This is a genomic window from Pantoea sp. EKM103V (genome assembly GCF_011800365.1).
Lineage (GTDB): Bacteria > Pseudomonadota > Gammaproteobacteria > Enterobacterales > Enterobacteriaceae > Pantoea > Pantoea anthophila.
In genome coordinates, this window is record NZ_JAALFQ010000001.1 from 336192 (window position 1) to 361206 (window position 25015).

At 60.4% G+C, this 25015-nt stretch carries 27 protein-coding genes and 1 riboswitch; of the genes, 17 read left to right on the forward strand and 10 right to left on the reverse strand.

The window, feature by feature from the left end; translation table 11 throughout:
- Positions 1–4 precede the first annotated feature (4 nt).
- Positions 5–787, reverse strand: a complete 783-nt coding sequence (modE, locus tag HFD97_RS01720; RefSeq protein WP_009091358.1) for a molybdenum-dependent transcriptional regulator — start codon at positions 785–787, stop codon at positions 5–7.
- Between the two features lie 140 nt (positions 788–927).
- On the opposite strand from modE, the gene HFD97_RS01725 reads away from it, so the two are divergent.
- The 4 genes from HFD97_RS01725 (at position 928) to modC (ending at position 3747) form a co-directional block, all read left to right on the forward strand.
- A complete protein-coding gene (locus HFD97_RS01725) occupies positions 928–1083 on the forward strand; it encodes an AcrZ family multidrug efflux pump-associated protein (protein WP_009091356.1) in 156 nt (51 codons plus the stop codon).
- Between the two features lie 146 nt (positions 1084–1229).
- On the forward strand, positions 1230–2003 hold the full coding sequence (modA, locus tag HFD97_RS01730; RefSeq protein WP_058958447.1) for a molybdate ABC transporter substrate-binding protein: 774 nt from the start codon (positions 1230–1232) through the stop codon (positions 2001–2003).
- Entirely contained in the window at positions 2000–2689 is a 690-nt protein-coding gene (gene modB, locus HFD97_RS01735; protein WP_167431114.1) for a molybdate ABC transporter permease subunit, read from the forward strand. The genes modA and modB overlap by 4 nt, the downstream gene beginning before the upstream one ends.
- The gene (gene modC / locus HFD97_RS01740) at positions 2689–3747 is read left to right on the forward strand and encodes a molybdenum ABC transporter ATP-binding protein ModC (protein ID WP_009091349.1); all 1059 of its coding nucleotides are present in this window, start codon (positions 2689–2691) and stop codon (positions 3745–3747) included. The genes modB and modC overlap by 1 nt, the downstream gene beginning before the upstream one ends.
- Here the strand turns inward: modC and HFD97_RS01745 are convergent, their stop codons facing one another.
- Positions 3748–4566 carry a pyridoxal phosphatase gene (locus HFD97_RS01745; RefSeq protein WP_167431113.1) on the reverse strand — a complete coding sequence of 273 codons (819 nt, stop codon included), beginning with the start codon at positions 4564–4566 and terminating at the stop codon, positions 3748–3750.
- Positions 4567–4721: 155 nt separating this feature from the next.
- Here HFD97_RS01745 and pgl point away from each other — a divergent pair, with 155 nt between their 5' ends.
- Positions 4722–5723 carry a 6-phosphogluconolactonase gene (gene pgl / locus HFD97_RS01750; protein WP_167431112.1) on the forward strand — a complete coding sequence of 334 codons (1002 nt, stop codon included), beginning with the start codon at positions 4722–4724 and terminating at the stop codon, positions 5721–5723.
- 135 nt (positions 5724–5858) lie between these two features.
- Here pgl and HFD97_RS01755 read toward each other — a convergent pair whose 3' ends face one another.
- Both HFD97_RS01755 and bioA read right to left on the reverse strand, forming a co-directional pair.
- Complete coding sequence (locus tag HFD97_RS01755; RefSeq protein ID WP_009091345.1) at positions 5859–6335, reverse strand: kinase inhibitor; 477 nt, start codon at positions 6333–6335, stop codon at positions 5859–5861.
- 74 nt (positions 6336–6409) lie between these two features.
- On the reverse strand, positions 6410–7714 hold the full coding sequence (gene bioA / locus HFD97_RS01760) for an adenosylmethionine--8-amino-7-oxononanoate transaminase (protein ID WP_167431111.1): 1305 nt from the start codon (positions 7712–7714) through the stop codon (positions 6410–6412).
- Between the two features lie 85 nt (positions 7715–7799).
- Between bioA and bioB the strand changes: the two genes are divergently transcribed.
- The 4 genes from bioB to bioD are packed head-to-tail and all read left to right on the forward strand — an operon-like array spanning position 7800 to position 11389.
- Positions 7800–8831 carry a biotin synthase BioB gene (bioB, locus tag HFD97_RS01765; protein WP_009091343.1) on the forward strand — a complete coding sequence of 344 codons (1032 nt, stop codon included), beginning with the start codon at positions 7800–7802 and terminating at the stop codon, positions 8829–8831.
- Positions 8831–9982 carry an 8-amino-7-oxononanoate synthase gene (gene bioF, locus HFD97_RS01770; protein ID WP_167431110.1) on the forward strand — a complete coding sequence of 384 codons (1152 nt, stop codon included), beginning with the start codon at positions 8831–8833 and terminating at the stop codon, positions 9980–9982. The genes bioB and bioF overlap by 1 nt, the downstream gene beginning before the upstream one ends.
- Entirely contained in the window at positions 9966–10721 is a 756-nt protein-coding gene (gene bioC, locus HFD97_RS01775) for a malonyl-ACP O-methyltransferase BioC (protein ID WP_167431109.1), read from the forward strand. The genes bioF and bioC overlap by 17 nt, the downstream gene beginning before the upstream one ends.
- Entirely contained in the window at positions 10718–11389 is a 672-nt protein-coding gene (bioD, locus tag HFD97_RS01780) for a dethiobiotin synthase (protein WP_046101450.1), read from the forward strand. Before bioC ends, bioD begins: the two co-directional genes overlap by 4 nt.
- Before the next feature lie 53 nt (positions 11390–11442).
- Here bioD and HFD97_RS01785 read toward each other — a convergent pair whose 3' ends face one another.
- Positions 11443–12165, reverse strand: coding sequence for an ABC transporter ATP-binding protein (locus HFD97_RS01785; protein WP_009091339.1), 723 nt, complete (start codon positions 12163–12165; stop codon positions 11443–11445).
- Between the two features lie 893 nt (positions 12166–13058).
- On the opposite strand from HFD97_RS01785, the gene uvrB reads away from it, so the two are divergent.
- Positions 13059–15080, forward strand: a complete 2022-nt coding sequence (uvrB, locus tag HFD97_RS01790; RefSeq protein ID WP_009091335.1) for an excinuclease ABC subunit UvrB — start codon at positions 13059–13061, stop codon at positions 15078–15080.
- On the opposite strand, the gene yvcK is transcribed toward uvrB, so the two are convergent.
- Positions 15064–15987 (reverse strand): uridine diphosphate-N-acetylglucosamine-binding protein YvcK, encoded by a 924-nt coding sequence (yvcK, locus tag HFD97_RS01795; protein ID WP_009091333.1) that lies wholly within the window; start codon positions 15985–15987, stop codon positions 15064–15066. The genes uvrB and yvcK overlap by 17 nt on opposite strands.
- A gap of 204 nt (positions 15988–16191) precedes the next feature.
- Positions 16192–16325, forward strand: a riboswitch (molybdenum cofactor riboswitch).
- Here yvcK and moaA point away from each other — a divergent pair.
- From moaA to moaE, 5 genes are all read left to right on the forward strand, one after another.
- A complete protein-coding gene (gene moaA, locus HFD97_RS01800; protein ID WP_167431108.1) occupies positions 16315–17301 on the forward strand; it encodes a GTP 3',8-cyclase MoaA in 987 nt (328 codons plus the stop codon). It overlaps the preceding riboswitch by 11 nt.
- A 14-nt stretch (positions 17302–17315) precedes the next feature.
- Positions 17316–17831, forward strand: coding sequence for a molybdenum cofactor biosynthesis protein B (gene moaB / locus HFD97_RS01805; RefSeq protein WP_009091329.1), 516 nt, complete (start codon positions 17316–17318; stop codon positions 17829–17831).
- A 2-nt stretch (positions 17832–17833) separates the two neighbouring features.
- Positions 17834–18319, forward strand: coding sequence for a cyclic pyranopterin monophosphate synthase MoaC (gene moaC / locus HFD97_RS01810; protein ID WP_111207711.1), 486 nt, complete (start codon positions 17834–17836; stop codon positions 18317–18319).
- The gene (gene moaD / locus HFD97_RS01815; protein ID WP_009091327.1) at positions 18312–18557 is read left to right on the forward strand and encodes a molybdopterin synthase sulfur carrier subunit; all 246 of its coding nucleotides are present in this window, start codon (positions 18312–18314) and stop codon (positions 18555–18557) included. The genes moaC and moaD overlap by 8 nt, the downstream gene beginning before the upstream one ends.
- 1 nt (position 18558) lies before the next feature.
- Positions 18559–19011, forward strand: coding sequence for a molybdopterin synthase catalytic subunit MoaE (gene moaE, locus HFD97_RS01820; protein WP_009091326.1), 453 nt, complete (start codon positions 18559–18561; stop codon positions 19009–19011).
- 7 nt (positions 19012–19018) lie between these two features.
- Here moaE and HFD97_RS01825 read toward each other — a convergent pair whose 3' ends face one another.
- Positions 19019–19804 carry an OBAP family protein gene (locus tag HFD97_RS01825; RefSeq protein WP_167431107.1) on the reverse strand — a complete coding sequence of 262 codons (786 nt, stop codon included), beginning with the start codon at positions 19802–19804 and terminating at the stop codon, positions 19019–19021.
- A 106-nt stretch (positions 19805–19910) separates the two neighbouring features.
- On the opposite strand from HFD97_RS01825, the gene HFD97_RS01830 reads away from it, so the two are divergent.
- Positions 19911–21005, forward strand: a complete 1095-nt coding sequence (locus HFD97_RS01830) for a DUF1615 domain-containing protein (RefSeq protein WP_058958322.1) — start codon at positions 19911–19913, stop codon at positions 21003–21005.
- 103 nt (positions 21006–21108) lie between these two features.
- Positions 21109–21816, forward strand: coding sequence for a Bax inhibitor-1/YccA family protein (locus HFD97_RS01835; RefSeq protein WP_046101458.1), 708 nt, complete (start codon positions 21109–21111; stop codon positions 21814–21816).
- Positions 21817–21900: 84 nt separating this feature from the next.
- Here HFD97_RS01835 and HFD97_RS01840 read toward each other — a convergent pair whose 3' ends face one another.
- Genes HFD97_RS01840 through HFD97_RS01850 form a run of 3 tightly spaced genes read right to left on the reverse strand, consistent with a single transcriptional unit; the run spans position 21901 to position 24871 of the window.
- Positions 21901–22869, reverse strand: coding sequence for a lysylphosphatidylglycerol synthase domain-containing protein (locus HFD97_RS01840; RefSeq protein ID WP_009091322.1), 969 nt, complete (start codon positions 22867–22869; stop codon positions 21901–21903).
- Positions 22869–24113 carry a cardiolipin synthase ClsB gene (clsB, locus tag HFD97_RS01845; RefSeq protein WP_009091321.1) on the reverse strand — a complete coding sequence of 415 codons (1245 nt, stop codon included), beginning with the start codon at positions 24111–24113 and terminating at the stop codon, positions 22869–22871. The genes HFD97_RS01840 and clsB overlap by 1 nt, the downstream gene beginning before the upstream one ends.
- The gene (locus HFD97_RS01850) at positions 24110–24871 is read right to left on the reverse strand and encodes an endonuclease/exonuclease/phosphatase family protein (protein ID WP_009091319.1); all 762 of its coding nucleotides are present in this window, start codon (positions 24869–24871) and stop codon (positions 24110–24112) included. The genes clsB and HFD97_RS01850 overlap by 4 nt, the downstream gene beginning before the upstream one ends.
- Positions 24872–25015 lie beyond the last annotated feature (144 nt).

A 25015-nucleotide genomic window follows, 5' to 3' on the forward strand; every position in this document is an offset into this window, starting at 1 on the left:
CCCGCTAGAGCAGGGTGGCGACGATGGCATTCTCCGCATTAAAGCTGGCGGTCACTGCGTCGCCCGGCTGCAGCTTCAGCTGCTGCAGCCGCTCGCGGGTCAGGGTGGCGCACAGGGTTTCGCCGCTGGCGATCTGCAGCAGCACTTCACTTTTGCCGTCGCCCGGCTCAATGGCGCTGACGGTGGCCGCCAGCTGGTTGTCATCTCCGGTGGCATCCCGGCTGATGTGAATCCAGGGGGCTTTGATCAGCACCAGCACCTCTTTACCCGCCGCCAGCTGAAGACGATCGGCGCTGCGCTGCGTCAGCGCCACGTTAAGCTGCGTGACCCCATCGGCCAGCTGAATCAGCAGATGCTGCACCACCTGCTGCGCGTCATTGCTCATCACGGTGCCAAACAGCTGGTTTCGGGCGCTGGTCTGCAGGGAGAAGCGGGCGATCGCCGCCAGCATGCTGTCGAGCGGCAGGGCATCCTGCTGCAGGGCATCAAAGGCCTTCTGCTGGATCTGCTCCATCAGCTGAAACAGCTGGATCAGGCGTTCACCGTAGCGGGTCAGCGTCGCGCCGCCGCCGCCTTTGCCGCCGGTGGCCCGCGCCACCAGCGTCTCATCCGCCAGCTGGTTCATCTCGTTAATCGCATCCCAGGCGCTTTTATAACTGATGCCCGCCAGCTTTGCTCCCTGACTGATTGAGCCGGTTTCCCGGACCCGTTTCAGCAGCTCGATACGACGGGGATCGGCAAACAGTTTCTGTTGTAAACGGATGTGAAGGGACAGTTCGGCTTCCATGACAGCTCCGGCAAAGGGTTAACGCGTGTGGAGGCCGATGATAGCGGCGTTTCGTGACCAAAGTAAAAGCACGAAAAGGGCTGCGCAAAATTTTCCTGACCCGTTACAATCACTTTTTTATTCTCAGAGTGAGACTCCCGATGCTGGAATTACTGAAAAGCCTCGCCGTAGCCGTCCTGATGGTGCCTGTGGTGATGGCGCTGATGCTGGGTATCATTTATGGCCTGGGTGAAGTGTTTAACGTCATCTCAAAATTTGGTCATCGCGAAAAATCCTCCGCCCGTTCGCACAACTGATTTCTGCCCCGCCCGCCTCTCTGCGCGGGCGCGGTCATTTTTATCCCGCCCCCCTTCATCCTTCTCTCTCTGCTGCCGATAATTTATCGGGATGCCGTGATAATGCGTTATATTATCCGCTACACAACGAATAGCCGGAGAAGATCATGTCACACCATTACACTCGCTGGGGCGTCGCGGCGCTGGTCACTTTTTCACTGGCCGGTCAGGCGGTTGCCGCCGATAATATTACCGTGTTCGCGGCGGCCTCACTGACCAATGCCCTGCAGGATATTGCCAGCCGTTATCAGCAGGAGAAGGGCGTGAACGTCGTCGCTTCGTTCGCCTCCTCTTCCACGCTGGCGCGCCAGATTGAACAGGGGGCCCCTGCCGATCTCTTTATCTCTGCCGATCAGCAGTGGATGGACGATGCGGTCGCTAAAAACAGCATGATGAAGAGCAGCCGTTATACGCTGCTGGGCAACGATCTGGTGTTAATCGCCCCGCGCAGCGCCGCGGCAAAAGCGGTTACGCTGGACAAGCAGACGGACTGGAAAAACCTGCTGCACGGTGAACGTCTGGCGGTCGGCGACCCGGATCACGTGCCGGCGGGACTCTACGCCAAAGAGGCGCTGCAGAACCTGGGGGCCTGGCCGCAGGTCGCACCGGTATTAGCCCCGGCTAACAACGTGCGGGCAGCGCTGGCGCTGGTCGAGCGCAACGAAACGCCCTATGGCATAGTGTATGGCTCCGACGCCGTGGCCAGCGAAAAAGTGCAGGTCGTGGGGCATTTCCCGGCCAGCAGCCACAAACCGGTGGAATATCCCATGGCGATCGTTAACGATCACAACCGCGCCGCCGTTAAGGCGTTTTATGACTACCTGAAAGGACCGGAAGCGGCGGCTATCTTCAGACACTACGGATTCACACCGACGAAATGATACTCAGCGATCCCGAATGGCAGGCGGTACTGCTCAGCCTCAAAGTTTCTGGCATTGCCGTGCTCGGCAGCCTGCCGTTTGGCATCCTGATGGCCTGGATTCTGGTGCGCTGCCGTTTTCCCGGCAAAGCGCTGCTCGACAGCCTGATCCATCTGCCGCTGGTGCTGCCGCCGGTGGTGGTGGGATATCTGCTGCTGATTACCCTGGGCCGGCGCGGCATCATCGGTGAAAAGCTCTATGACTGGTTCGGTTTCAGCTTCGCCTTCAGCTGGCGGGGGGCCGCACTGGCCTCCGCGGTGATCGCTTTTCCGCTGATGGTGCGCGCCATCCGGCTGGCGCTGGAGGCGGTCGACAGCCGGCTGGAGCAGGCGGCGCGCACGCTGGGGGCCGGACGCTGGCGGGTGTTCTTCACTATTACGCTGCCGCTGACCCTGCCAGGCGTGATCGTCGGGACGGTGCTCGCCTTTGCCCGCTCGCTGGGTGAGTTTGGCGCGACCATCACCTTTGTCTCCAATATACCGGGCGAGACCCGCACCCTGCCGCTGGCGATGTTTACCCTGATCGAGACGCCGGGTGCAGAAGGGGCGGCGGCGCGCCTCTGCGTGATCGCCATTGTACTGGCGCTGGCGTCGCTGCTGGCGTCGGAATGGCTGGCCCGTGCCGGTCGTAAACGGATGGGAAGCTGATGCTGTCACTGAATTTTATGCAGCAGCAGGGCGATCATCACTTAGAGGTCGACCTGCAGATCCCGGCCAGCGGGATCACGGCCATCTTCGGCGTCTCCGGGGCCGGTAAAACCTCGCTGATCAACGCGATCAGCGGCCTGACTCAGCCCCAGCGCGGACGGATAGCGCTGAATGACCGGCTGCTGTTCGATGCGGATCAGGGGATATCGCTGCCGCCGGAAAAGCGGCGTATCGGCTATGTCTTTCAGGATGCCCGGCTCTTTCCCCACTACCGGGTGCGCGGCAACCTGCAATATGGCATGGCGCCCGCGATGAAAGCGCAGTTCGACACCCTGGTGTCACTGCTGGGGCTGGAGGCGCTGCTGCCACGCTTCCCGCTGTCGCTGTCGGGCGGCGAGAAGCAGCGGGTCGCCATTGGCCGTGCGCTGCTGACCGCACCGGATATGCTGCTGCTGGATGAGCCGCTGGCGTCACTGGATCTGCCGCGCAAACGCGAACTGATGCCTTATCTGCAAAAGCTGGCGAAGCAGGTCGATATTCCGATGCTCTACGTTTCGCACAGCCTGGAGGAGATCCTGCAGCTGGCCGATAACGTGCTGGTGCTGGATGCGGGGCGGGTTAAAGCCTTCGGACCGCTGGAGCGGGTCTGGAGCAGCAGCGCGATGCGTCCCTGGCTGCCGATGAGTGAACTGACCAGCGTGCTGCGGGTGCAGGTGCTGGAGCAGCATCCCGACTACCCGATGACCGCGCTGTCGCTGGGCGATCAGCACATCTGGGTCAGCCGGGTGAATCAGCCGGTGAAGACCCCGCTGCGCATTCGCATCGCCTCGGCCGACGTTTCGCTGGCGCTGCAGCCACCCCAGCACAGCTCCATCCGCAACATTCTGCCCGCGCAGGTGGTGGAGCTGGTGGAGGTCGGCGATCAGGTTGAGGTGAAGCTACGCATCGGCATCAGCGAACTCTGGGCACGCATCACGCCGTGGGCGCGGGATGAGCTGGGCATCCGGCCCGATCAGTGGCTCTATGCCCAGATTAAAAGCGTCTCGGTGACGCCCTGATTACAACACGTACTGATGGAGGGTATCGGCAATGGCGGTTTCAAGGTTGGTGCCGATCACCTTCTTCGCCCGCGCTTTAATCGCCTCGTCGGCGTTGCCCATCGCCACCCCCAGTCCGGCCGTTTCCAGCATGCTGAGATCGTTGTAGTTGTCACCGAAGGCGATCACATCCGACATGCTCAGGCCCTGTGATTCAACCCACTGCGCCAGTCGTTTGCCTTTGCTGTTGCCGCCGCGGGCGATATCCACCTGATCGTGCCACGACCATTCGCAGGCCAGCCCCAGTTCCGATTCCACCTGGCTGGCGAACTGCTGCAGTTCCGGAATGTGGGTATGCGACAGCGCAAACTTCCAGATCGAACCGGCATCGCGCGCCGCCTGAGCGAGGTCAGGCACCTGACGAAACAGCGGGCGCTGGTGGGCAGGAAGTGATTCGGCCCACTTCAGGGTGCGCGTCACGTGTCCGGTTGCGGTCTGATAGAGCATCGCATCATCCACATAGAGCAGGCCGTGAATCCGCTGCGCGTTCAGCCTGTCGATCACCTCAAGGGCGAGTTGCGGATCGAGCGGGTCGGACGCCAGCACCTTTTTCGCCTGATAATCGTACAGATAGGTGCCATTGCAGCAGATCGCAGGTGTCTCCAGCTGTAACGCCTGATAAAAAGGATGGATGGCGCAGTGATGGCGTCCGGTCACGATAACGACGTGAATACCCGCCTGGCGTGCCTGGTTCAGCGCCTCGATGGACTGCGGCAGAATCGTTTTGGCGGGGGTCAGCAGTGTGCCGTCGAGGTCGAGGGCAATTACACGGTAGCTCATTAATACTTCCATTCATCCGGGTTTGCGAGGGCTAAAGTCTACACCTGACCGCGGCCCGGAGACAAAAAACAGGGCACAAATGATTCCAGCGTCCGGCAATAAAACGCGCTACAGTGATTGACAGTTCATGAGCAGGCAGCAAAAAAGGAGAATGCATGAAACAAGTTGTCTACACCGCCAGTCCCGAGAGCCAGCAGATCCACGTCTGGCAGATGAATGATGAGGGTGGGCTGACATTGCTTCAGGTGACCGATGTCGCCGGCCAGGTTCAGCCGATGGTGGTGAGTCCGAAGCGCGATTTTCTCTATGTCGGTGTTCGTCCTAATTTTCGCGTGCTGGCATTCCGTATTGCCGCAGACGGCACGCTGACGGAAGCGGGCCAGGCGCCGCTGCCCGGCAGTCCGACCCACATCTCCACCGATCATCAGGGGAAATTCCTCTTCTGTGGCTCCTACAACGATGCCTGCGTCAGCGTCAGCCCGATTGGTGAGGATGGGATTCCGCAGGCGCCGCTGCAGGTGATTAACGGACTGGATGGCTGTCACTCCGCCAACATCGACAATGACAATAAGACGCTCTACGTGCCGGCCCTGAAGCAGGATCGCATCTGTCTGTTTGCGCTGGGCGCAGACGGTCAGCTGACGCCGCGTGAGCAGGCGCAGGTGACGACGGTTGAGGGTGCCGGTCCGCGTCACATGCAGTTCCATCCGGGTGGCCAGTACGCTTACTGTGTGAACGAACTCGACAGCACGGTTGAGGTCTGGGCGTTAAATCAGGGCGGGGGAGAGGCCGAGAGCGTGCAGACGCTGGACATGATGCCGCCGGACTTCAGCGGCACGCGCTGGGCAGCCGATATTCATCTGACGCCGGATGGTCGTTTCCTCTATGCCTGCGATCGTACCAGCAGCACGCTGGCGATCTTCAGCGTCAGCGAACTGGGTGATGAGCTGACGCTGGAAGGGTTCCAGCCGACCGAAACGCAGCCGCGCGGCTTTAATATCGACCACAGCGGACGCTATCTGGTGGCGGCGGGGCAGAAGTCGCATCACATTGAAGTCTATGCCATTAATGAACCGAAAGGGCTGTTAGAGCCGCTGGGGCGTTATGCCGTGGGCCAGGGTCCGATGTGGGTCGTGATCCATCCGCTGCAGGCGTAACCTATCCTGAAAACGCCTCTCCTGAGCAGGAGAGGCATCCAGAGGGCTGAAAAACGCAAATCCGGGTGCCCCTGACCGCGATGAATCCGCTCAGAGCATGCAGGGAACACGGTCAGAAGAGGGAAGCGTCCTCTGTTACTGATAGTTCGCGGTCAGCGAGGCGCTCGCCAGAGCGTGGAAATGCACATTAAAGCCGACCATCGCGCCACTGGCACCTTCATCCACTTCAATTGTCTCCACATCCAGTGCATGCACGGTGAAAATGTAGCGATGGGTTTCGCCCTGCGGCGGTGCTGCGCCACCGTAACCCGCCTGACCGAAATCGGTTCGGGTCTGCACGGCGCCTGCAGGCAGCTCCGCTTTACCGGAACCGGCACCCTGCGGCAGGGAGGTGGTGCTGGCCGGGATGTTCGCCACGACCCAGTGCCACCAGCCGGACCCGGTCGGGGCATCCGGATCGTAGCAGGTCACAACAAAACTTTTGGTGCCCGCCGGTGCCGCTTCCCAGGCCAGATGCGGAGAGATATTCTCGCCGTGATAACCCATGCCGTTGAAAACATGCTTCTCAGGCATCTTCTCGCCGTCATTAAAATCCTGACTAAAAACGCGCATCACATCTCCTTAACTGTCGATGAATAGCCTTTCATCATAACCAAAAGCGCAGCCAGTGCCAGCGGTCAGCCTGCTCAGGAGACAAAATGGTGCGGATGATCCAGCGCGCCGGCAATCGCAGCGGTCAGCCGGCTTAACGCCGGTGGCGTGATGATGTAGGGCGGCATCAGGTAGATTAAGCGGCCAAACGGTCGGATCCAGACCCCCTGTTCCACAAAGAACTGCTGCAGCGCCGCCATGTTGACCGCCTGATGCGTTTCCACCACGCCAATCGCGCCCAGCACGCGCACGTCGGCCACCTGCGGCGAGTGGCGCAGCGGCAGCAGTTCAGCCCGCAGCTGCCGTTCGATGTTTGCCACCTGGCATTGCCACTCTCCTTCCGCCAGCATCTTCAGGCTCTCCGACGCGACCGCGCAGGCCAGCGGATTGCCCATGAAGGTCGGGCCATGCATGAAACAACCTGCCGCACTACGGCTGATGGTGTCCGCCACTTCGCGGGTGGTCAGGGTGGCCGCCAGGGTCATCATGCCGCCGGTGAGCGCCTTGCCGACGCAGAGAATATCCGGGGTGATGCCCGCGTGCTCGCAGGCAAAGAGCTTGCCGGTGCGGCCGAATCCGGTGGCGATCTCATCGGCAATCAACAGCACGCCGTAGTGGTCGCACGCCTCCCGCACCTGCTGCAGGTAGCGCGGATGATAAAAACGCATGCCGCCAGCGCCCTGCACAATCGGCTCCAGAATCACCGCCGCCAGCTGCTGATGGTGTGTCTCAATCAGCCGGGCAAAATCCTCAAAGTCCTGGCTCTGCCACGCATCGTCAAAGCCGCAGGCCGGTGCCGCTGCAAAGCGATGTTCCGGCAGATAGCCGCGCCACAGGCTGTGCATGGAGTTCTCAGGATCGCACACCGACATCGCCGCAAAGGTATCGCCGTGATAGCCGCGCTTCAGCGTCAGAAAGGTCTGGCGCGTTTCACCGCGGCCCAGCCAGTATTGCAGCGCCATCTTCATCGACACTTCCACCGCCACCGAACCGGAGTCCGCCAGGAAGACGCACTCCAGCGCCTCAGGCGTCATCGCCACCAGCTGGCGGCAGAGCGCCACTGCTGCCGGGTGGGTGATGCCACCAAACATGACGTGGGACATCTGTGCAACCTGCTCGGTCAGCGCCTGGTTCAGACGCGGATGGTTGTAGCCATGGATCGCGGCCCACCAGGAGGACATGCCATCCACCAGCTCACGGCCATCGGCGAGTTGCAGCGTAACCCCGCGGGCGGCTACCACGGGGTAGCAGGGCAGGGGATCCTGCATGGAGGTGTAGGGGTGCCAGATATGCTGGCGGTCAAAACGGGCATCTTCAGAGGTGAACGCGGAGAGGGTCATCGGAGTTGTAAACCAAAATAAAAAAATATAGTTTACAAGTATACCCCTGCTTTCTGTCGGGATGACACCCTTTTTGGAGTAAGTAATGGCTCAACGCTGGACAATTGCACAGGCGCAAGCGCTGTTTGATGAACCCTTTCTTGAACTGATGTTTAAAGCGCAGCAGGTGCACCGTCAGCACTTCGACCCGCGTCAGGTGCAGGTCAGTACCCTGCTGTCGATCAAAACCGGTGCCTGCCCTGAGGATTGTAAATATTGCCCGCAGAGTGCGCGCTACAAGACCGGCCTGGAGTCGGAACGCCTGATGGAAGTGGAAGAGGTGCTGACCTCCGCCCGTCAGGCCAAAGCCGCGGGCTCGACCCGCTTCTGCATGGGTGCCGCATGGAAAAATCCGCACGAGCGCGATATGCCCTATCTGGAAAAGATGGTTGAAGGCGTCAAGGCGATGGGAATGGAAACCTGCATGACGCTGGGCACCCTCAGCGAGCAGCAGGCGCAGCGACTGGCGGGCGCGGGTCTCGATTTCTACAACCACAACCTCGACACCTCGCCGGAGTTTTACGGCTCCATCATCACCACCCGCAGTTATCAGGAGCGCCTGGATACGCTGGGCAAAGTGCGCGACGCCGGGATCAAAGTCTGTTCAGGCGGGATCGTCGGCCTCGGGGAAACCGTGAACGATCGCGCCGGTCTGCTGGTGCAGTTAGCCAATCTGCCGACGCCACCCGAGAGCGTGCCGATCAACATGCTGGTGAAGGTGAAAGGCACACCGCTGGCGGATAACGACGATGTGGAACCGTTCGATTTTATCCGCACCATCGCGGTGGCGCGCATCATGATGCCGACCTCCCATGTGCGTCTCTCAGCAGGCCGGGAGCAGATGAACGAACAGACCCAGGCGATGTGCTTTATGGCCGGGGCGAACTCCATTTTCTACGGCTGCAAACTGCTGACCACGCCAAACCCGGAAGAGGATACCGATCGGGTGCTGTTCCGCAAACTGGGGCTGAACCCGGAGCATACGCACACGCAGCACGGCGATCAGCAGCAGGAAGAGCATCTCAGCGAGCAGCTGTTCCATGCGGACACGGAACAGTTCTACAACGCGGCGCTGTAATGAGCTGGCAGCAACGATTCCGGCAGGCGCTGGATCAGCGTCGTGCGGCCGACGGCTGGCGGCAGCGACGGATTATCGACGAACAGACGACCCGCACGCTGCACAGCGGCGGTCGCTGCTATCACCACTTCTCCAGCAATGATTATCTCGGCCTGACCCGCCATCCGGCGGTAATCGCGGCCTGGCAGCAGGGGGCGGCGCTGACCGGGGCGGGCGCGGGGGCCTCAGGACACGTAACCGGCTATCACCGGCAGCATGCCGATCTGGAGGCGCAGCTGGCCGACTGGCTCGGCTATGACCGTGCGCTGCTCTTTATCTCCGGTTTCGCGGCCAACCAGGCGGTGATCCATCTGCTGGGGGAGAAAAACGATCGCATCCTGGCTGATAAGCTCAGCCACGCCTCACTGCTCGACGCGGCCAGCCACAGCCCGGCGCAGCTGCGCCGGTTCAGTCACAACGCGCCGGAGAGTCTGGCGGTGCGGCTCGCCTCACCCTGTGAGGGGGAGACGCTGGTGGTGACGGAGGGGATTTTCAGCATGGATGGCGACAGCGCGCCGCTGGCTGCACTGGCGCAGCAGACGCGTCAGGCCGGAGGCTGGCTGCTGGTGGATGATGCGCACGGCATTGGCGTGGTGGGTGAGCAGGGGCGCGGCAGCTGCTGGCAGCAGGGCGTCCGGCCGGAACTGCAGGTGATCACCTTTGGCAAAGCCTTTGGCGTCAGCGGCGCGGCCCTGCTGTGCGATGCCGACACCGCCGACTACTTTCTGCAGTTCAGCCGTCATCTGATCTACTCCACCGCCATGCCCGCTGCACAGGCTTTTGCGCTGCAGGCGGCGCTGCATGAAGTTCAGCAGGGCGAGGCGCTGCGCCAGCGCCTGCAGCAGAATATCCGCCATTTCCGGCGCGGCGCGGCGTCGCTGCCGTGGCAGCTGATGGATTCAGAGAGTGCGATTCAGCCCCTGCTGGTGGGTGAAAACAGCGAGGCGGTGGCGCTCTCTGCGCGGCTGGCTGAGGCGGGCTGCTGGGTGAGCGCTATCCGGCCGCCTACCGTGCCACCGGGTACCGCCCGGCTGCGCATCACCCTGACGGCGGCACATCGCCCTGAGGATATCGATCTGCTACTGGAGGCGCTGCATGACGCTGCAGGTTGACAAACAGGCGGTCGCTCGCGCTTTTGGCCGGGCGGCGAGCCACTACGATGCGCATGCCGCCCTGCAGCGTCTGAGCGGCGATGCCCTGCTGGCACACGCCCCGGTCGACAGTGGTCTGCACCTGCTGGATGCCGGTTGTGGCACCGGCTGGTACAGCCGGCTCTGGCGCGCGCGCGGCAAACAGGTTACGGCGCTGGATCTCTCCCCGCAGATGCTGCAACAGGCACGCCGCAACGACGCGGCGCAGCACTATCTGGCGGGAGACATTGATGCGCTGCCGCTGGCGGACAACAGCTTTGACCTGGTCTGGAGCAACCTGGCGGTGCAGTGGAGTGACGATCTGCCGCAGGCGCTGGCCCAGTTCCGGCGGGTGCTGCGGCCCGGCGGCACGCTGCTCTTTTCCACCCTGGGGGATGATTCGCTGCAGGAGGTGCATGAAGCCTGGTCACATCTGGACGCACTGCCGCATGCCAATCGCTTTCTCAGCGAGGCGCAGATTGCCGCCGCCTGCCATGCCTGGCCGCTGCGCTGCACCTCGGAGCGGGTGACGATCCATTTTCCCGATGCGCTCAGCGCCATGCGCTCACTGAAGGGCATTGGCGCGACCCATCTGCATCAGGGGCGTGACGGCCAGGTGTTAACCCGGCAACGCCTCAGCCGGTTAGAGGCGCACTGGCCGCGCGACCGGCACGGCTACCGCCTGAGTTATCATTTAATTTATGGAGTAAATGCATCATGAAACGCCTGTTTATAACCGGCACCGACACCGAAGTCGGCAAAACGGTCGCCAGCGGCGCGCTGTTGCAGGCCGCCGCCGCCGCAGGCTTCCGCTGTGCGGGCTATAAGCCGGTGGCGTCGGGCTGTGAGATGACGCCGGAGGGCATCCGCAACAGCGATGCACTGGCCCTGCAGCGTTACAGCAGCGTCGCGTTAACGTATCAGCAGGTCAATCCGCTGGCCTTTATGGAACCGACATCGCCGCACATCGTCAGCGCGGAAGAGGGCAGGCCGATTACCCATCTGGCGCTGTCGGCCGGTCTGGCGGCACTGGAGCCGCTGGCGGACTGGATTCTGGTCGAGGGGGCCGGGGGCTGGTACACCCCGCTGTCGGAGACGCACACCTATGCGGACTGGGTAGTCAGCGAACAGCTGCCGGTGATTCTGGTGGTGGGGATTAAGCTGGGCTGCATCAACCATGCGCTGCTCACCGCAGAGGCGGTACGGGCGCGCGGGCTGCCCCTGGCAGGCTGGATTGCGAATACCATCGAGCCACCGGGCAAACGCTATCAGCACTATCTCGCCAGCCTGAAACAGCGCCTGCCTGCCCCCTGTCTGGGCACGATCCCCTATCTCACGGATGAGGCGCAGCAGGCTGCCTGTGGACACTACCTGACGCTGCCTGAATAAGCGGACCCGGGCTGCGGCCAGCGGCGGCTCTGCCCGCCGCAACCGGTTTTGCCTCAGGCCACCGTCAGCCATTTATCGACGGTGTAGTCGTCAAGCTGCGCCATGCTGCCGTGCGCCACATTGCGACCGCGGTGCAGCAGCAGAAAGTAGTCTGCCACGCGGCGGATTAGCGACAGGCGCTGCTCCAGCAGGAGAATGGTCAGCCCGTAGTCGAGGTTAAGCCGCCGGATCAGATTGCCCATCTCCTCCTCCAGCCACGGCGACATGCCGTCGGTGGGTTCATCGAGAATCAGCAGTTTAGGTTGCAGCACCAGCGCACGCGCCAGGGCCAGCTGTTGCTGCTGATCGACAGGCAGATCGCCGCTGCGCTGCTGGCGCAGCGAATAGAGTGCCGGAAAGAGATCGAACACCATTTCAGGAATGGCGCGATGGCGATCGTGCTGACTGGCACCCGCCAGCAGGGCGATCAGCAGGTTATCTTCCACGCTCATCTGGGTAAAAATATGGCGGCCCTGCGGCACGTAGCCGATCCCCATCTGTGCCCGCTGTTCAGCCGGTTGCAGCAGCAGATCTTCCGGCGGGGAGCCATCTTCCTTCCAGGAGATAGAGCCGCTGTTGATAGGCAGTCTGCCCATGATGCAGTTCACCAGCGTGGTTTTGCCCATGCCAGGCCGGCCCAGAACGCCGGTGCAGGTGCCAGGCGCCAGATCGAGGTCCACATCCCAGAGAATGTGGTTCTGACCGTAAAATTGATTCACCGAACGTAAACTCAGCATCTGACACTCTCCTTCCCGATCATTAGCCTGAATGCTTCCGCTCTCTGTCGTCTGGCAAACAAGTCATCAGCAGCGGCCCTGTCGCCGTTGCAGCTCAGTGCGCCTGGTGCGCGTTGGTGCCAGAGAGTCCTGCAATTCCCAGGCCAGATCTTAAAACGGCCCTGTTTTCTGCTGCTGTGCCTGCTTTCGGGGAAGGAAAGGTGAGAAAAACTTATCAATTCCCCACGGTCATTACGCACCTGCACTTTTGCAGTGCCTGGCGGCGCTGTTCCTGGTGCAGGCGTGCTCTGAGAAGGCAACGAATCTGATTAAGAATTCTAGTCGGCGCCCGGAAATTTGCCTGGCCAGCGGGGGGAAGGATTAAAAATGCAGACTATTCCGCCAGCCGCGGGCGCGAAATTTAACGGAAAAAAAATTATTTTCGCGGTGTCAGAAGGGCAGGGAAAAACTATACACAGCTGATGGCGGCGGGGCTGCCATCACTTATCCACTATTCCTGTGGATAACCTTGTGCATTAGGTAATGAAAACCAGTTGGAAGCGAGGAAATACGGGGCCTGGTAACATAATGACGAGATTCTGGCCTCATAAGCTAAAGCCAGTAAAATCAGTATTTTATTAAAAAACAAGCCTGCGATTTCTCTGTCAGGTAACCAGACTGTAATTTTGTGACGCTCTATTGACAAATGTTAAATCCGATCTCTGCCTGGGGATAACCTTGCGCAACACGCTTCGCCTGGATTTTCATCGCGCGCCAGAGAGGGGAGCGGAACCGCAACAGGGTTAACATTGCACCATTACTGTTTTTATATCCAGTATTATTTTCTGGCAAAATCACCATAGCCGAGTAAAATAAGTGCCTGCCCGCCGACTTCTCCAGCAGGAAATGCATTCATGAGCAAAGCCTTTAAATTAAACTCTGCCTTTAAACCTTCAGGCGATCAGCCTGAGGCGATCCGTCGCCTGGAAGAGGGACTGGAGGATGGACTGGCCCATCAGACCTTATTAGGGGTAACCGGCTCCGGTAAAACCTTTACCGTCGCCAACGTGATTGCCGACCTCAACCGTCCGACCATGGTGCTGGCGCCCAATAAGACGCTGGCCGCCCAGCTTTATGGCGAAATGAAAGAGTTTTTCCCGGATAACGCCGTGGAGTTCTTCGTCTCTTACTACGACTACTATCAGCCTGAAGCCTATGTGCCCAGCTCCGACACCTTTATCGAAAAAGATGCCTCGGTGAATGAGCACATCGAACAGATGCGTCTGTCGGCCACCAAGGCGCTGCTGGAGCGGCGGGATGTGATCGTGGTGGCGTCCGTCTCCGCGATCTACGGTCTGGGCGACCCCGATCTCTATCTGAAAATGATGCTGCACCTGACCCGCGGCATGATCATCGATCAGCGCAGTATTCTGCGTCGTCTCTCCGAGTTGCAATACACCCGAAACGACCAGGCGTTCCAGCGCGGAACCTTCCGGGTGCGCGGCGAGGTGATCGATATCTTCCCGGCGGAGTCGGATGACATTGCGCTGCGCGTAGAGCTGTTTGACGAAGAGGTTGAGCGGCTGTCGCTGTTCGACCCGCTGACCGGCCAGATCGAGTCGGTGGTGCCGCGCTTCACCATCTACCCTAAAACCCACTACGTCACGCCGCGCGAGCGCATCCTGCAGGCGATGGAAGAGATCAAAGTGGAGCTGGCGGATCGCCGGCGGGTGCTGCTGGAGAACAACAAACTGCTGGAAGAGCAGCGTATCACCCAGCGTACCCAGTTTGATCTGGAGATGATGAGCGAGCTGGGCTACTGCTCCGGCATCGAAAACTACTCGCGCTATCTCTCTGCACGCGGGCCGGGCGAAGCGCCGCCGACGCTGTTTGACTATCTGCCTGCCGATGGCCTGCTGGTGGTGGATGAGTCCCACGTCACCATTCCGCAGATTGGCGGCATGTACAAAGGCGACCGGGCGCGTAAAGAGACGCTGGTGGAGTATGGCTTCCGTCTGCCGTCGGCGCTGGATAACCGCCCGATGAAGTTTGAAGAGTTTGAGGCGCTGGCGCCCCAGACCATCTACGTGTCGGCGACGCCGGGTAAATATGAGCTGGAAAAATCGGGCAATGAAGTAGTCGATCAGGTGGTGCGTCCGACCGGTCTGCTCGATCCGATCATCGAAGTGCGTCCGGTCGGCACCCAGGTTGACGATCTGCTGTCGGAGATCCGTCAGCGTGTGGCGGCCAACGAACGTATCCTGGTAACGGTGCTGACCAAACGCATGGCGGAAGATCTCACCGAATACCTGACAGAGCATGGCGAGAAGGTGCGCTATCTGCACTCCGATATTGATACGGTGGAACGTATGGAGATCATCCGCGACCTGCGTCTGGGTGAGTTTGATGTGCTGGTGGGCATCAACTTACTGCGTGAGGGGCTGGATATGCCGGAAGTGTCGCTGGTCGCGATCCTGGATGCGGATAAAGAGGGCTTCCTGCGTTCAGAACGTTCCCTGATCCAGACCATTGGTCGTGCGGCACGAAACGTCAACGGTAAGGCGATTCTCTACGGCGATAAAATTACGCCGTCGATGGCGCGCGCCATTGAAGAGACTGAACGCCGCCGTGAGAAACAGCAGCTGCACAATGAAAAGAATGGCATCGTGCCGCAGGGCCTCAACAAGAAGATCACCGATATTCTGGAACTCGGCAACAACGTGGTGAAAACCCGTGGCAAAGCCAGACCGGCCCGCCCGGGCGAAGCGCAGGCTCAGGCCGATTTGCTGACCTTAACGCCTCAGGCGCTGCAGAAGAAAATCCACGAGCTGGAGGGACAGATGCAGCAGCATGCGCAGAATCTGGAGTTCGAGCAGGCGGCGAACGTGCGCGACCAGCTGCATGAGCTGCGTACGCTGTTTATTGCGGCCTCATAGCGCCGTTAAAACCCTGAATGGCGTGTTCCAGCGCCACCCTGAGCAGCTGGCGGTCGTGACGATATTTAATGTCGGCGGCCTCCAGCGGTTCACGGACGATCAGCCGATCGTCAATCCCCCGGGTATCGACCGCCGGGCTGACCACCACGGCATCAATCACCCGCTTGCCGATGTAACGCTCCATCATCGCCAGTTTGTCAGCCACCGACAGGCTGGCGGCGGCGGGGCTGAGCTCGCGGCCCAGATTGCCGATAAAGACCATGGTGGCGGGCGTGCGTCGCAGCGCCTGCGCCATCTCATCCATCAGCAGGATCGGCATCAGGCTGGTGTAAAAGCTGCCCGGCCCGATCAGGATCAGATCCGCCTCACCAATCGCCTGCAGCGCTTCCCGCGTAGGCTGGACATTGGGATGCAGCATCAGCTCCTGCGGCGGCTGCTTCATCTCGTCAATCGCCGTTTCGCCGTAAACCATGTTGCCTTCCGCATCCATTGCCACCAGATCCACCGGCTGCTCCGACATCGGGATTAAAAAGGCATCCACCTTCAGCAGGTTGCGGATGATGTTGATCGCCTCCAGCGGGCGCACGCTGAGATGATCCAGCGCGCGCAGCATCAGGTTACCCAGGTTGTGCCCGGCCAGTTCGCCATTACCGGCGAAACGATACTCAAACATCGCAGAGGCGACGCTGGGTTCGGTAATCAGCTGGTTCAGGCAGTTGCGCATATCCCCCCAGGCGATCCCGCCTTCGGAACGGCGGATACGGCCGGTTGAACCGCCATTGTCGGTGGTGGTGACAATGCCGGTGAGACGCGAGCCCAGCGGGGAAAGGGCAGACATCACGCGGCCCAGACCATGTCCGCCACCCAGTGCCACAACGCGATCAAGATCGGCCAGTGTGCGATTCATACTTCTCCTTACTTTCCTTTCGCGTGGCGAGGCTCTAAACGCTAAGCCCGCGCGGATGACTTACGTCAAAATCAGGCGGGCATTTTAACGTATCCTGTCGCGAAAATGCGGTGAAAATTCGATATGTATAAGAATATATAGCGAAAACAGCGAATGGAAGAGTGGCGTGAATCACGCTACCATCATGTTTACCGCGCTGATCAACGGGTCAGCGTACACTCAAGCCTGAATGCCTAAGTCTGCGGATAGGGGGTTCAGGCCGTAGCCATCGAGCTGCCAGGGTGCAGGAAGAAATGACTGCATCTCCCAATCTGGAAAGGTGTTCTGGTGTCACAATTTACTGATGCATACGCGCGTAAGTTCTATTACCTGCGCCTGTCGGTCACGGATGTCTGTAATTTCCGCTGTACCTACTGTCTCCCGGACGGCTACAAGCCGCAGGGAATTCGTAACAAAAGCTTTCTCTCTCTGGATGAAATCCGCCGTGTCACGCGGGCCTTTGCGGCAGCCGGCACGGAAAAAGTGCGGCTGACCGGAGGTGAGCCGTCGCTGCGCCGTGATTTCACCGACATCATCGCCGCGGTGCGTGAAAACGCCGCCATTCGTCAGATCGCGGTGACCACTAACGGCTACCGGCTGGCGCGTGACGTGAAGCAGTGGCGCGAGGCAGGCTTAACCGCGCTGAACGTCAGTGTGGACAGTCTGGATGCCCGCCAGTTTCACGTCATTACCGGTCAGGATAAATTTCATCAGGTGATGAGCGGCATCGATGCCGCCTTTGACGCCGGTTTTCGCCAGGTTAAAGTCAACAGCGTGCTGATGCGCGATCTTAACAGCCGCAATCTCGCCACCTTCCTGGACTGGATCCGCACCCGTCCGATTCAGCTGCGCTTTATCGAACTGATGGAAACCGGTGACGGCGGTTCGCTGTTCCGCGATCAGCACGTTTCCGGTGCGGTGATCCGCGACCAGCTGATCGCTCAGGGCTGGCAGCGTCGCGAAAGCGAACGCAGTGACGGCCCGGCGCAGGTTTTTTACCATCCCGATTATGTCGGCGAGATCGGCCTGATTATGCCCTACGCCAAAGATTTCTGTGCCAGCTGCAACCGTCTGCGCGTCTCCGCGCAGGGCAATCTGCACCTCTGTCTGTTTGGCGACGGCGGCATTCCGCTGCGCGATCTGCTGGCGTCGGATGACCAGCAGGCTGAACTGCAGGCGCGCATTGCCAGCAGCCTGGGGCAGAAGAAGCAGACCCATTTTCTCCATCAGGGCAACACGGGCATTACACAGAATCTCTCTTACATTGGCGGCTAATATCAGGAGGCAGTATGGGTAAACCAGCCAGCGAATTTCAGGCGGTGCAGATTGCGGTGATGACGGTCTCCGATCGTCGCGATGCCAGCAACGACACCTCCGGTGACTACCTGCGCAGCGCGGCGGCGGAAGCGGGCCACAGCGTGGTCGATCACGCTATCGTGCCGGAGAATCTCTATCGCATTCGTGCCACCGTGTCGCGCTGGATCGCCAGTGACGATGTGCAGGTGGTGATCGTGAACGGCGGCACCGGGTTTAACCTGAAGAACAGCACGCCGGAAGCGCTGCTGCCGCTGTTTGACCGCGAGATTGAGGGATTTGGCGAACTGTTCCGGATGATCTCCTATGAGGAGATTGGCGGGTCGACCCTGCAGTCACGCGCCATTGCCGGTCTGGCGAATCAGACGCTGATTCTGGCCGTGCCGGGTTCGACCAGCGCCTGCCGTACCGCCTGGGAGCGCATCATTGCCGATCAGATCGATGCGCGCACCGCGCCCTGTAATTTTGTCTCACATCTGAAGAAACAATAAGCATGTCTCAACTTACACACATTAACGCCGCGGGCGAAGCGCACATGGTGGATGTCTCCGCCAAGGCTGAAACCGTGCGCGAAGCGCGGGCAGAAGTGCTGGTGCTGATGCAGCCGGAAACGCTGCAGATGATTATCGAGGGCAGCCATCATAAAGGGGATGTCTTTGCCACCGCCCGCATCGCCGGTATCCAGGCGGCGAAACGCACCTGGGAGCTGATTCCGCTCTGCCATCCACTGATGCTGAGCAAAGTGGAAGTGAACCTCGAAGCAGAACCGGCACACAGCCGGGTCCGCATCACCTCGCTCTGCCGCCTGAGTGGCAAAACCGGCGTGGAGATGGAGGCGCTGACCGCGGCTTCGGTGGCCGCGCTGACTATCTACGACATGTGCAAAGCGGTGCAGAAAGATATCGTCATCGATCAGCTGCGTTTAATCAGCAAGAGCGGTGGCAAAAGCGGCGATTTTCAGGCGGTGGCCCATGATTAAGGTGCTGTTTTTTGCCCAGGTGCGCGAGCTGACCGGCACGGCCGCACTGGAGGTCAGCGCTGACTATCCGGACGTGGCGGCACTGCGCGCATCCCTCGCTGCACGGGACGACCGCTGGGCGCTGGCGCTGGCGTCGGGTAAGCTGCTGGCGGCGGTCAATCAGACGCTGGTGCCGATGACGCATCCCCTGCACGCCGGGGATGAAGTGGCCTTTTTCCCGCCCGTGACCGGAGGCTGAGATGGATACGCAGATTCGCGTCGGCCCCGCGCCGTTTGACATGGCGGAAGCGTATCGCTGGCTGGCCGCCTGTGATGAAGATGGCGCGGTTGTGACCTTTACCGGTAAAGTCCGCAACCACAATCTGGGGAGTGATGTGGCGGCGCTGACGCTGGAGCACTATCCCGGTATGACCGAGAAAGCACTGCAGGAGATCGTGGCGGCGGCGCGTGAACGCTGGCCGCTGCAGCGCGTCACGGTGATCCATCGCGTCGGCGAGCTGTTTCCCGGCGATGAAATCGTGCTGGTTGGCGTGACCAGCGCCCATCGCGGCAGCGCCTTTTCCGCCGCCGAATTCATCATGGATTACCTGAAAACGCGCGCGCCCTTCTGGAAACGCGAAGCGACAGAGCAGGGTGACCGCTGGGTGGATGCCCGCGACAGCGATCACCAGGCCGCTCAGCGCTGGGAGTAGCGCGGAATTACGGCTGCTTCAGCTGCTCCGCCGGGCCAAAGCGGGTCTGGCCGTGACTGTGCTCACCGCCGCCCGTCGTCCGCTTCAGCTGGATCACCTGGCCCTGCTGCCACGCGTTCGCACCCGCCGCCGCCGGGTGCGCCACGATATCGGCGCGCTGGGCGCGAATCGCTTTGCTGTCGACGTCGAAGCGGCGATCGCGGTCGGCCAGCAGCCGGGAATCCATCTGACCATCCGCTGTAAAGCCCATCATCAGTGCCGGAATGCCGAGCGGCAGCGTTTTATCGCGATCGGTATGCCAGGTGTGCCAGGTTTTCCCGTAGGTATTCACGATGCGTTTCATCAGGGCGTGATCGGCGCTGGCGGGTAAGCCCGGCGCAATCAGCGTGCCCGACTTCACCTCATACTGGTGGCTGTGCCACAGCTTCTTCTCCTCCGGGGGCAGGGTGTTGAACAGCCGTTCGCTGATGATGTACTCCACCCCCATCAGCCGCGCGTCGCGGGTGTTGCCGTCATAGATCACCGCCTGCATCACATCCTCGTTCAGCACGGTAACGTAGTGGTGTGCCTCCATCTGACCGTTCTGGTCACCATTGTAAAAATGGAAGCCATCCAGATAGGTGTTGATCGCCTCAATCGGCGGTCGTGACTGCATCACGCTGGCGCCGGTCTCCAGCAGCTTCAGCGAGGAGGAGGTGGGCGCGCCCGGTGACTGCACCTGAGCAGGCGTATTATTGGCGCCGCAGCCGGTTAAGAACAGGCTGAACGCCGCAACAGGCCAGAGTTTAAACATCGTAAGTTCCTTTAACGTTAAAAAAGGTAACCTTAGTTCAGTTCCCGCCTGCCTGTGAAACGCTGGCGATGATAGAGTAGGGTTTTGGTTCATTCTGAGGACAGGCATGTCATCCACCCCGATTCTGCAACGTCTGACACTGGTCGCCGCGCTGGTGCTGGCGGGCTGTAGCAGCAAGAAAACCCCCGAGGCGCCGGTCCGGCAGCCTGAGGATGTGAAAGCACAAATTCAGCGGCTGCTGCCGTCGCATGTCAGCAACAAAGCGGCATGGAGCGACGATATCTACACCTCTTTCCGCACCCAGCAGATCGATCCCAGCGCCAGCAACCTCTGCGCGGTGATCGCCGTGGCGGATCAGGAGAGTAACTTCAGCGCTGAGGCGGCCGTGCCCGGCCTGCCTAAAATCGCCTGGGGTGAGATCAATCGGCGGGCAGCCAAAGTCCATGTGCCGGCTTTTCTGGTGCGCACGGCGCTGCTGATTAAATCCCCGACCGGCGAAAGTTACGCGGCGCGGCTCGACAAAGTGCGCAGTGAAAAAGAGCTGAGCGCCATCTTTGACGACCTGATCGACATGGTGCCGATGGGCCAGACGCTGTTTGGCAATCTCAATCCGATCCACACGGGCGGGCCGATGCAGGTCAGCATTGCCTTTGCCGAGGCGCATGCCAAAGGCTACCCGTGGCCGGTTGATGGCACGATCCGGCGTGAAGTCTTTACCCGTCACGGCGGGATCTACTTCGGCACCATGCACCTGCTCGGCTACCCGGCTGACTACAGCCAGCCACTCTACCGCTTCGCGGACTTCAATGCGGGCTGGTACGCCAGTCGCAACGCGGCATTCCAGGCGGCGGTGGCGAAGGCGACCGGGATGAAGCTGGCGCTGGATGGCGATCTCATCCTCTATGGCTCAGACGCGGCGGGCGGCACCGAACTGGCGGTGCGCACCCTGTCGAAGCAGATCGACATGAGCAACAGCGCCATCCGGCGCGATCTGGAGAAAGGGGAGAAAGCGTCGTTCAGTGACAGCGAACTCTGGAAGCAGGTCTTTACCCTGGCGGATAAAATGGCGGGCCGTAAGCTGCCGCGTGAAATGCTGCCGGGCATTAAGCTGGAGAGCCCGAAAATTACCCGCAATCTCACGACGGCGTGGTTTGCGCAGCGCGTCGACAGCCGTTATCAGCAATGCCTGTCGCGGCGTTAAACGGCATGTTGTGGCACAGTTGAGCTGAGCTGTGCCACACTTAAATCTGACAGGGCTCCCTGTGGAGCGTCTTACTACTCATCCCCTTATCAAGAGGTGCATCATGGATCGATATCCACGACATGATTCTATCGTTCAACCCGCCTCGCGCGGGCTTCAGGCTTACATGGCCCAGGTGTATGGCTGGATGACCTGTGGTCTGCTGCTGACGGCGTTTGTCTCCTGGTTCGCTGCACGTACGCCTGCGGTCATGGAGCTGGTCTTCGCCAACCGGATCACCTTCTTCGGGCTGATTATCGCGCAGCTGGCGCTGGTGTTCTTCCTGTCAGGCATGGTGCATCGCCTGAGCGGGGCGGTGGCGACCGGGCTGTTTATGCTCTATTCGGCGCTGACCGGCGTCACGATGGCCAGCATCTTCCTGGTTTACACCTACTCCTCCATCGCCAGCACCTTCTTTGTCGCCGCCGGGATGTTTGGCGCGATGAGCTTCTACGGCTACACCACCAAACGCGATCTGAGCCGGTTTGGCAGTCTGCTGTTTATGGCGCTGATCGGCATCCTGCTGGCGTCGCTGGTGAACTTCTGGCTGAAGAGCCCGGCGCTGATGTGGGCGATTACCTATATCGGAGTGGTGGTGTTTGTCGGCCTGACCGCCTATGACACCCAGAAGCTGAAAAATATCGGTGAGCAGATTGATGCGCGCGACACGGAAAACCTGCGTCGCTACTCGATCATGGGGGCGTTAACGCTCTATCTGGACTTCATCAACCTCTTCCTGATGCTGCTGCGGATTATGGGCAACCGTCGCTGAGTCAGGCTAGCCGTTTCGCGGCCAGCGCCGCGCTGAACGGCTGAGAGGTAAAGGGGGAGGCGCATCGGTTGCGCCTCCCCCGTTTTATGATGACTTCTGAAGCTTCTGCTCGTTCTTCTGGCGCAGATGCTTCGCCCGGCTCTCCAGAACCAGATAGAGCACCAGCGCCAGCAGCAGCGGCAGGATGAAATAGAGGACGCGATAGGCGAGCAGCGCCGCGATAATGGTGCCATGCGACGCGTGCTGGCCGCTCAGCAGTGCCAGGAAGACCGCCTCCAGCACGCCAATCCCCGCCGGAATATGAATGATCACCCCGGCAATACTGCTGATCAGCAGCACGCCCAGCACCATCGGATAGCCGACATCGCGTCCCAGCAGCAGCCAGATAATCGCCCCCATCACCATCCAGTTAGCGCAGGAGACGCCAAACTGCAGCAGCGCCATACGCAGCGAGGGGAGCTGCAGCGTCTGCCCTTTGACCGTCCAGCGTCGCTGTTTCGAGAAGGCACAGGCCCAGAGGTAGATCGCCACCAGCACCAGCAGCACCACACCGATCAGCCGCAGGGTGGTCTCGCCGATAAACCAGCCGCTGGGGATGGAGACCATGCCCGCACTGAACACCACGCCAGCCAGCAGAATGTAGCCCAGCCAGTTGGTGGCGATGCTCAGGGAGAAGATGCGGGTGATGGTGGCGCTGTCGAGTCCCAGGCGGGAGTAGAGCCGGTAGCGCATCGCCACGCCACCGACCCAGGTGCTCAGCGTCAGGTTAAAGGCGTAACAGATAAACGACACCAGCATCACCTGCCGCTTCGCCAGCTTATGCCCACAGTAGGCGCGCCCGATAAGGTCATAGCAGCCGTAGACCAGGTAACTCAGCACCACCAGTCCGGCGGCGGTCAGTACCACAAAGCGGTTATAGTTAACGATGACGTCATAAACATCTTCCCAGTTCACTTTGCGGGCATAAACCACCAGCAGCACCACCACCGCGATAAAGAACAGCACGGTGAGGATCTTTTTTGCCAGTTGCCAGCGTGGATGTTTTTTTGCCATCAGGATTTTGCTCCCTGGTTGTCGGCTTCTACGCGATCCTGTGTCTCCATCTCTGGCTGCACCGGGGCTGCCACCTGGGCCAGCCGCGGTGTGTGCGCCGGTAACCAGCCCGCAATAGCCGGGAAATGGCGCAGGAAGTGGAAGACCACCACGCTTTTGCTGAGCTGCCACCAGTTGCGCGGGGGCAGACGATCCTCCTGCACCCGCTGACAATCATTTGCCAGCAGCGCTTCAAGGTTGTCACGCAGCGTCTGGTTAAACGGCCGGTCGTGAATGATCAGGTTGGCTTCCAGGTTGAGTGACAGGCTGAGCGGGTCGAGATTGCTGGAGCCGACGGTGGCCCACTGATCGTCCTTCACCGCGATCTTGCCGTGCAGCGGACGACGGATATATTCATAGACTTCAACCCCGCCATCGACCAGATAGTTGTAGAGCAACTCCGCACCCACTTTCACAATCGGCATATCCGGCTCGCCCTGCACAATCAGACGCACCCTGACGCCGCGCTGCGCTGCGTTGCGCATCTCACGCAACAGCCGGTAGCCGGGAAAGAAGTAGGCGTTAGCGATAATCACATCCCGCTTCGCCTCGCGCAGCATCTCAAGGTAGTGCATTTCGATGTCGTCGCGATGTTCGTCATTGTCGCGATAGACATAGAGCACCTGGGCATCGCCGGGTCTGGCATTGACCGCCGGACGGTGAGACCGCGACCCCCACCAGCGGCGGGTAGGCTGTTCACTGCCAATCGCCTGCTGCAGATAGCGGGCGATATCGCCCACCACCGGCCCTTTGACCTGCACCGCATAATCCTGCTTGGCCTCGGGGCCGTAGTCGGTGTTGTGCTCGGCAGAGAAGTTGATGCCGCCCACAAAGGCCACCACATCATCCACCACCACGGTTTTGCGGTGCAGGCGGCGAAACACGTTAGTGCGCATGCCCATCACCAGCGGGCGCGGATCGTAGTAGATGAAGCGCACGCCCGCGCTGGTCAGGCTGTTCACAAAGTTGTCGGAGAGTTCGGCGGAGCCGTAGCCATCGACCATGATTTCAACCCGCACCCCGCGCTGGGCCGCCGCCAGCAGTTCGCGATGCAGGGCATTGCCGACCTCATCCTCAAACAGAATAAAGGTTTCAATCAGCACCGTGCGCTCGGCCCGCTGTATCGCACCAAAGACGCGCGGGAAAAACGCCTCACCATTTTCCAGCAACAGCAGCCGGTTGCCTTCCTGCCAGCTGAAATTCATAGGTGAATCTCCACGGCCAGCGGCGCATGGTCGGAGAGATGGGACCACGGCTTACGCGGCAGCGCCCACGGATGAGTGACGGTGGCATTGCGCACATAGATGCGGTCGAGCCGCAGAATCGGGAAGCGCGCCGGGAAGGTGCGCGCCGGGCGTCCGGTTTTCATGCTGAATACCTCTTTCAGGCCTGCGCCCTGTTTTAAGATCGCGTTAGCGCGTCGTTGCCAGTCGTTAAAATCACCCGCCACCACAACCGGCGCGTCGGGCGGCAGCGAGGTGACCATTTCACATATCATCTTCATCTGCGCGCGGCGGTGCGAGGCCTTCAGGCCAAGGTGCACGCAGATAACGTGCAGCGTGCCATGCGGCTCGGGCAGGGCGATCTGACAGTGCAGCATGCCGCGATTCTCACTGCCCGCCACCGAGATATCACGGTTCTCATACTCTGCAATCGGAAAGCGCGACAGCACGGCATTGCCGTGATGTCCTTCCGGGTAGACCGCATTGCGCCCGTAGGCGAAATCGTTCCACATGGTGTCGGCCAGAAACTCATAGTGTGGCGCCTCGGGCCACGCGTCATGGTTAAGCGGATGGATGGCATGCGTGCCCATCACCTCCTGCAGAAGGACCACATCCGCCGACGTTGCGCGAACGGCTTCGCGTAATTCCGGCAGGATGAAGCGGCGATTAAACGGGGCAAAACCCTTGTGTGTATTGATCGTCAGGACTTTTATTGAAAATCCTTGCGTGTTTTGTGGCATACTCGCGACGCACTCCTTTTCATCATCACCAGAATCAAAGTGTAGTCTTTGTCACAAATGGGTGGTGAGAGAGGGCGATAATTAAGGCGTTATCCGAAAATTGTTTTACATTGAGGAAACCGTTTCCGGCTTGTGCCGGTAGCA

Excerpts from the sequence above, each read along its gene's own strand:
- HFD97_RS01745 (WP_167431113.1), bottom strand. The coding sequence starts at position 4,566 with ATGAGCTACCGTGTAATTGCCCTCGACCTCGACGGCACACTGCTGACC.
- modA (WP_058958447.1), top strand. The coding sequence starts at position 1,230 with ATGTCACACCATTACACTCGCTGGGGCGTCGCGGCGCTGGTCACTTTT.
- bioD (WP_046101450.1), top strand. The coding sequence starts at position 10,718 with ATGAAACGCCTGTTTATAACCGGCACCGACACCGAAGTCGGCAAAACG.
- pgl (WP_167431112.1), top strand. The coding sequence starts at position 4,722 with ATGAAACAAGTTGTCTACACCGCCAGTCCCGAGAGCCAGCAGATCCAC.
- modC (WP_009091349.1), top strand. The coding sequence starts at position 2,689 with ATGCTGTCACTGAATTTTATGCAGCAGCAGGGCGATCATCACTTAGAG.
- moaE (WP_009091326.1), top strand. The coding sequence starts at position 18,559 with ATGGATACGCAGATTCGCGTCGGCCCCGCGCCGTTTGACATGGCGGAA.
- HFD97_RS01835 (WP_046101458.1), top strand. The coding sequence starts at position 21,109 with ATGGATCGATATCCACGACATGATTCTATCGTTCAACCCGCCTCGCGC.
- bioF (WP_167431110.1), top strand. The coding sequence starts at position 8,831 with ATGAGCTGGCAGCAACGATTCCGGCAGGCGCTGGATCAGCGTCGTGCG.
- bioA (WP_167431111.1), bottom strand. The coding sequence starts at position 7,714 with ATGACCCTCTCCGCGTTCACCTCTGAAGATGCCCGTTTTGACCGCCAG.
- uvrB (WP_009091335.1), top strand. The coding sequence starts at position 13,059 with ATGAGCAAAGCCTTTAAATTAAACTCTGCCTTTAAACCTTCAGGCGAT.
- moaB (WP_009091329.1), top strand. The coding sequence starts at position 17,316 with ATGGGTAAACCAGCCAGCGAATTTCAGGCGGTGCAGATTGCGGTGATG.
- bioC (WP_167431109.1), top strand. The coding sequence starts at position 9,966 with ATGACGCTGCAGGTTGACAAACAGGCGGTCGCTCGCGCTTTTGGCCGG.
- HFD97_RS01755 (WP_009091345.1), bottom strand. The coding sequence starts at position 6,335 with ATGCGCGTTTTTAGTCAGGATTTTAATGACGGCGAGAAGATGCCTGAG.
- HFD97_RS01725 (WP_009091356.1), top strand. The coding sequence starts at position 928 with ATGCTGGAATTACTGAAAAGCCTCGCCGTAGCCGTCCTGATGGTGCCT.
- HFD97_RS01785 (WP_009091339.1), bottom strand. The coding sequence starts at position 12,165 with ATGCTGAGTTTACGTTCGGTGAATCAATTTTACGGTCAGAACCACATT.
- moaD (WP_009091327.1), top strand. The coding sequence starts at position 18,312 with ATGATTAAGGTGCTGTTTTTTGCCCAGGTGCGCGAGCTGACCGGCACG.
- modB (WP_167431114.1), top strand. The coding sequence starts at position 2,000 with ATGATACTCAGCGATCCCGAATGGCAGGCGGTACTGCTCAGCCTCAAA.
- clsB (WP_009091321.1), bottom strand. The coding sequence starts at position 24,113 with ATGAATTTCAGCTGGCAGGAAGGCAACCGGCTGCTGTTGCTGGAAAAT.
- bioB (WP_009091343.1), top strand. The coding sequence starts at position 7,800 with ATGGCTCAACGCTGGACAATTGCACAGGCGCAAGCGCTGTTTGATGAA.
- yvcK (WP_009091333.1), bottom strand. The coding sequence starts at position 15,987 with ATGAATCGCACACTGGCCGATCTTGATCGCGTTGTGGCACTGGGTGGC.
- modE (WP_009091358.1), bottom strand. The coding sequence starts at position 787 with ATGGAAGCCGAACTGTCCCTTCACATCCGTTTACAACAGAAACTGTTT.
- HFD97_RS01840 (WP_009091322.1), bottom strand. The coding sequence starts at position 22,869 with ATGGCAAAAAAACATCCACGCTGGCAACTGGCAAAAAAGATCCTCACC.
- HFD97_RS01825 (WP_167431107.1), bottom strand. The coding sequence starts at position 19,804 with ATGTTTAAACTCTGGCCTGTTGCGGCGTTCAGCCTGTTCTTAACCGGC.
- HFD97_RS01830 (WP_058958322.1), top strand. The coding sequence starts at position 19,911 with ATGTCATCCACCCCGATTCTGCAACGTCTGACACTGGTCGCCGCGCTG.
- moaC (WP_111207711.1), top strand. The coding sequence starts at position 17,834 with ATGTCTCAACTTACACACATTAACGCCGCGGGCGAAGCGCACATGGTG.
- HFD97_RS01850 (WP_009091319.1), bottom strand. The coding sequence starts at position 24,871 with ATGCCACAAAACACGCAAGGATTTTCAATAAAAGTCCTGACGATCAAT.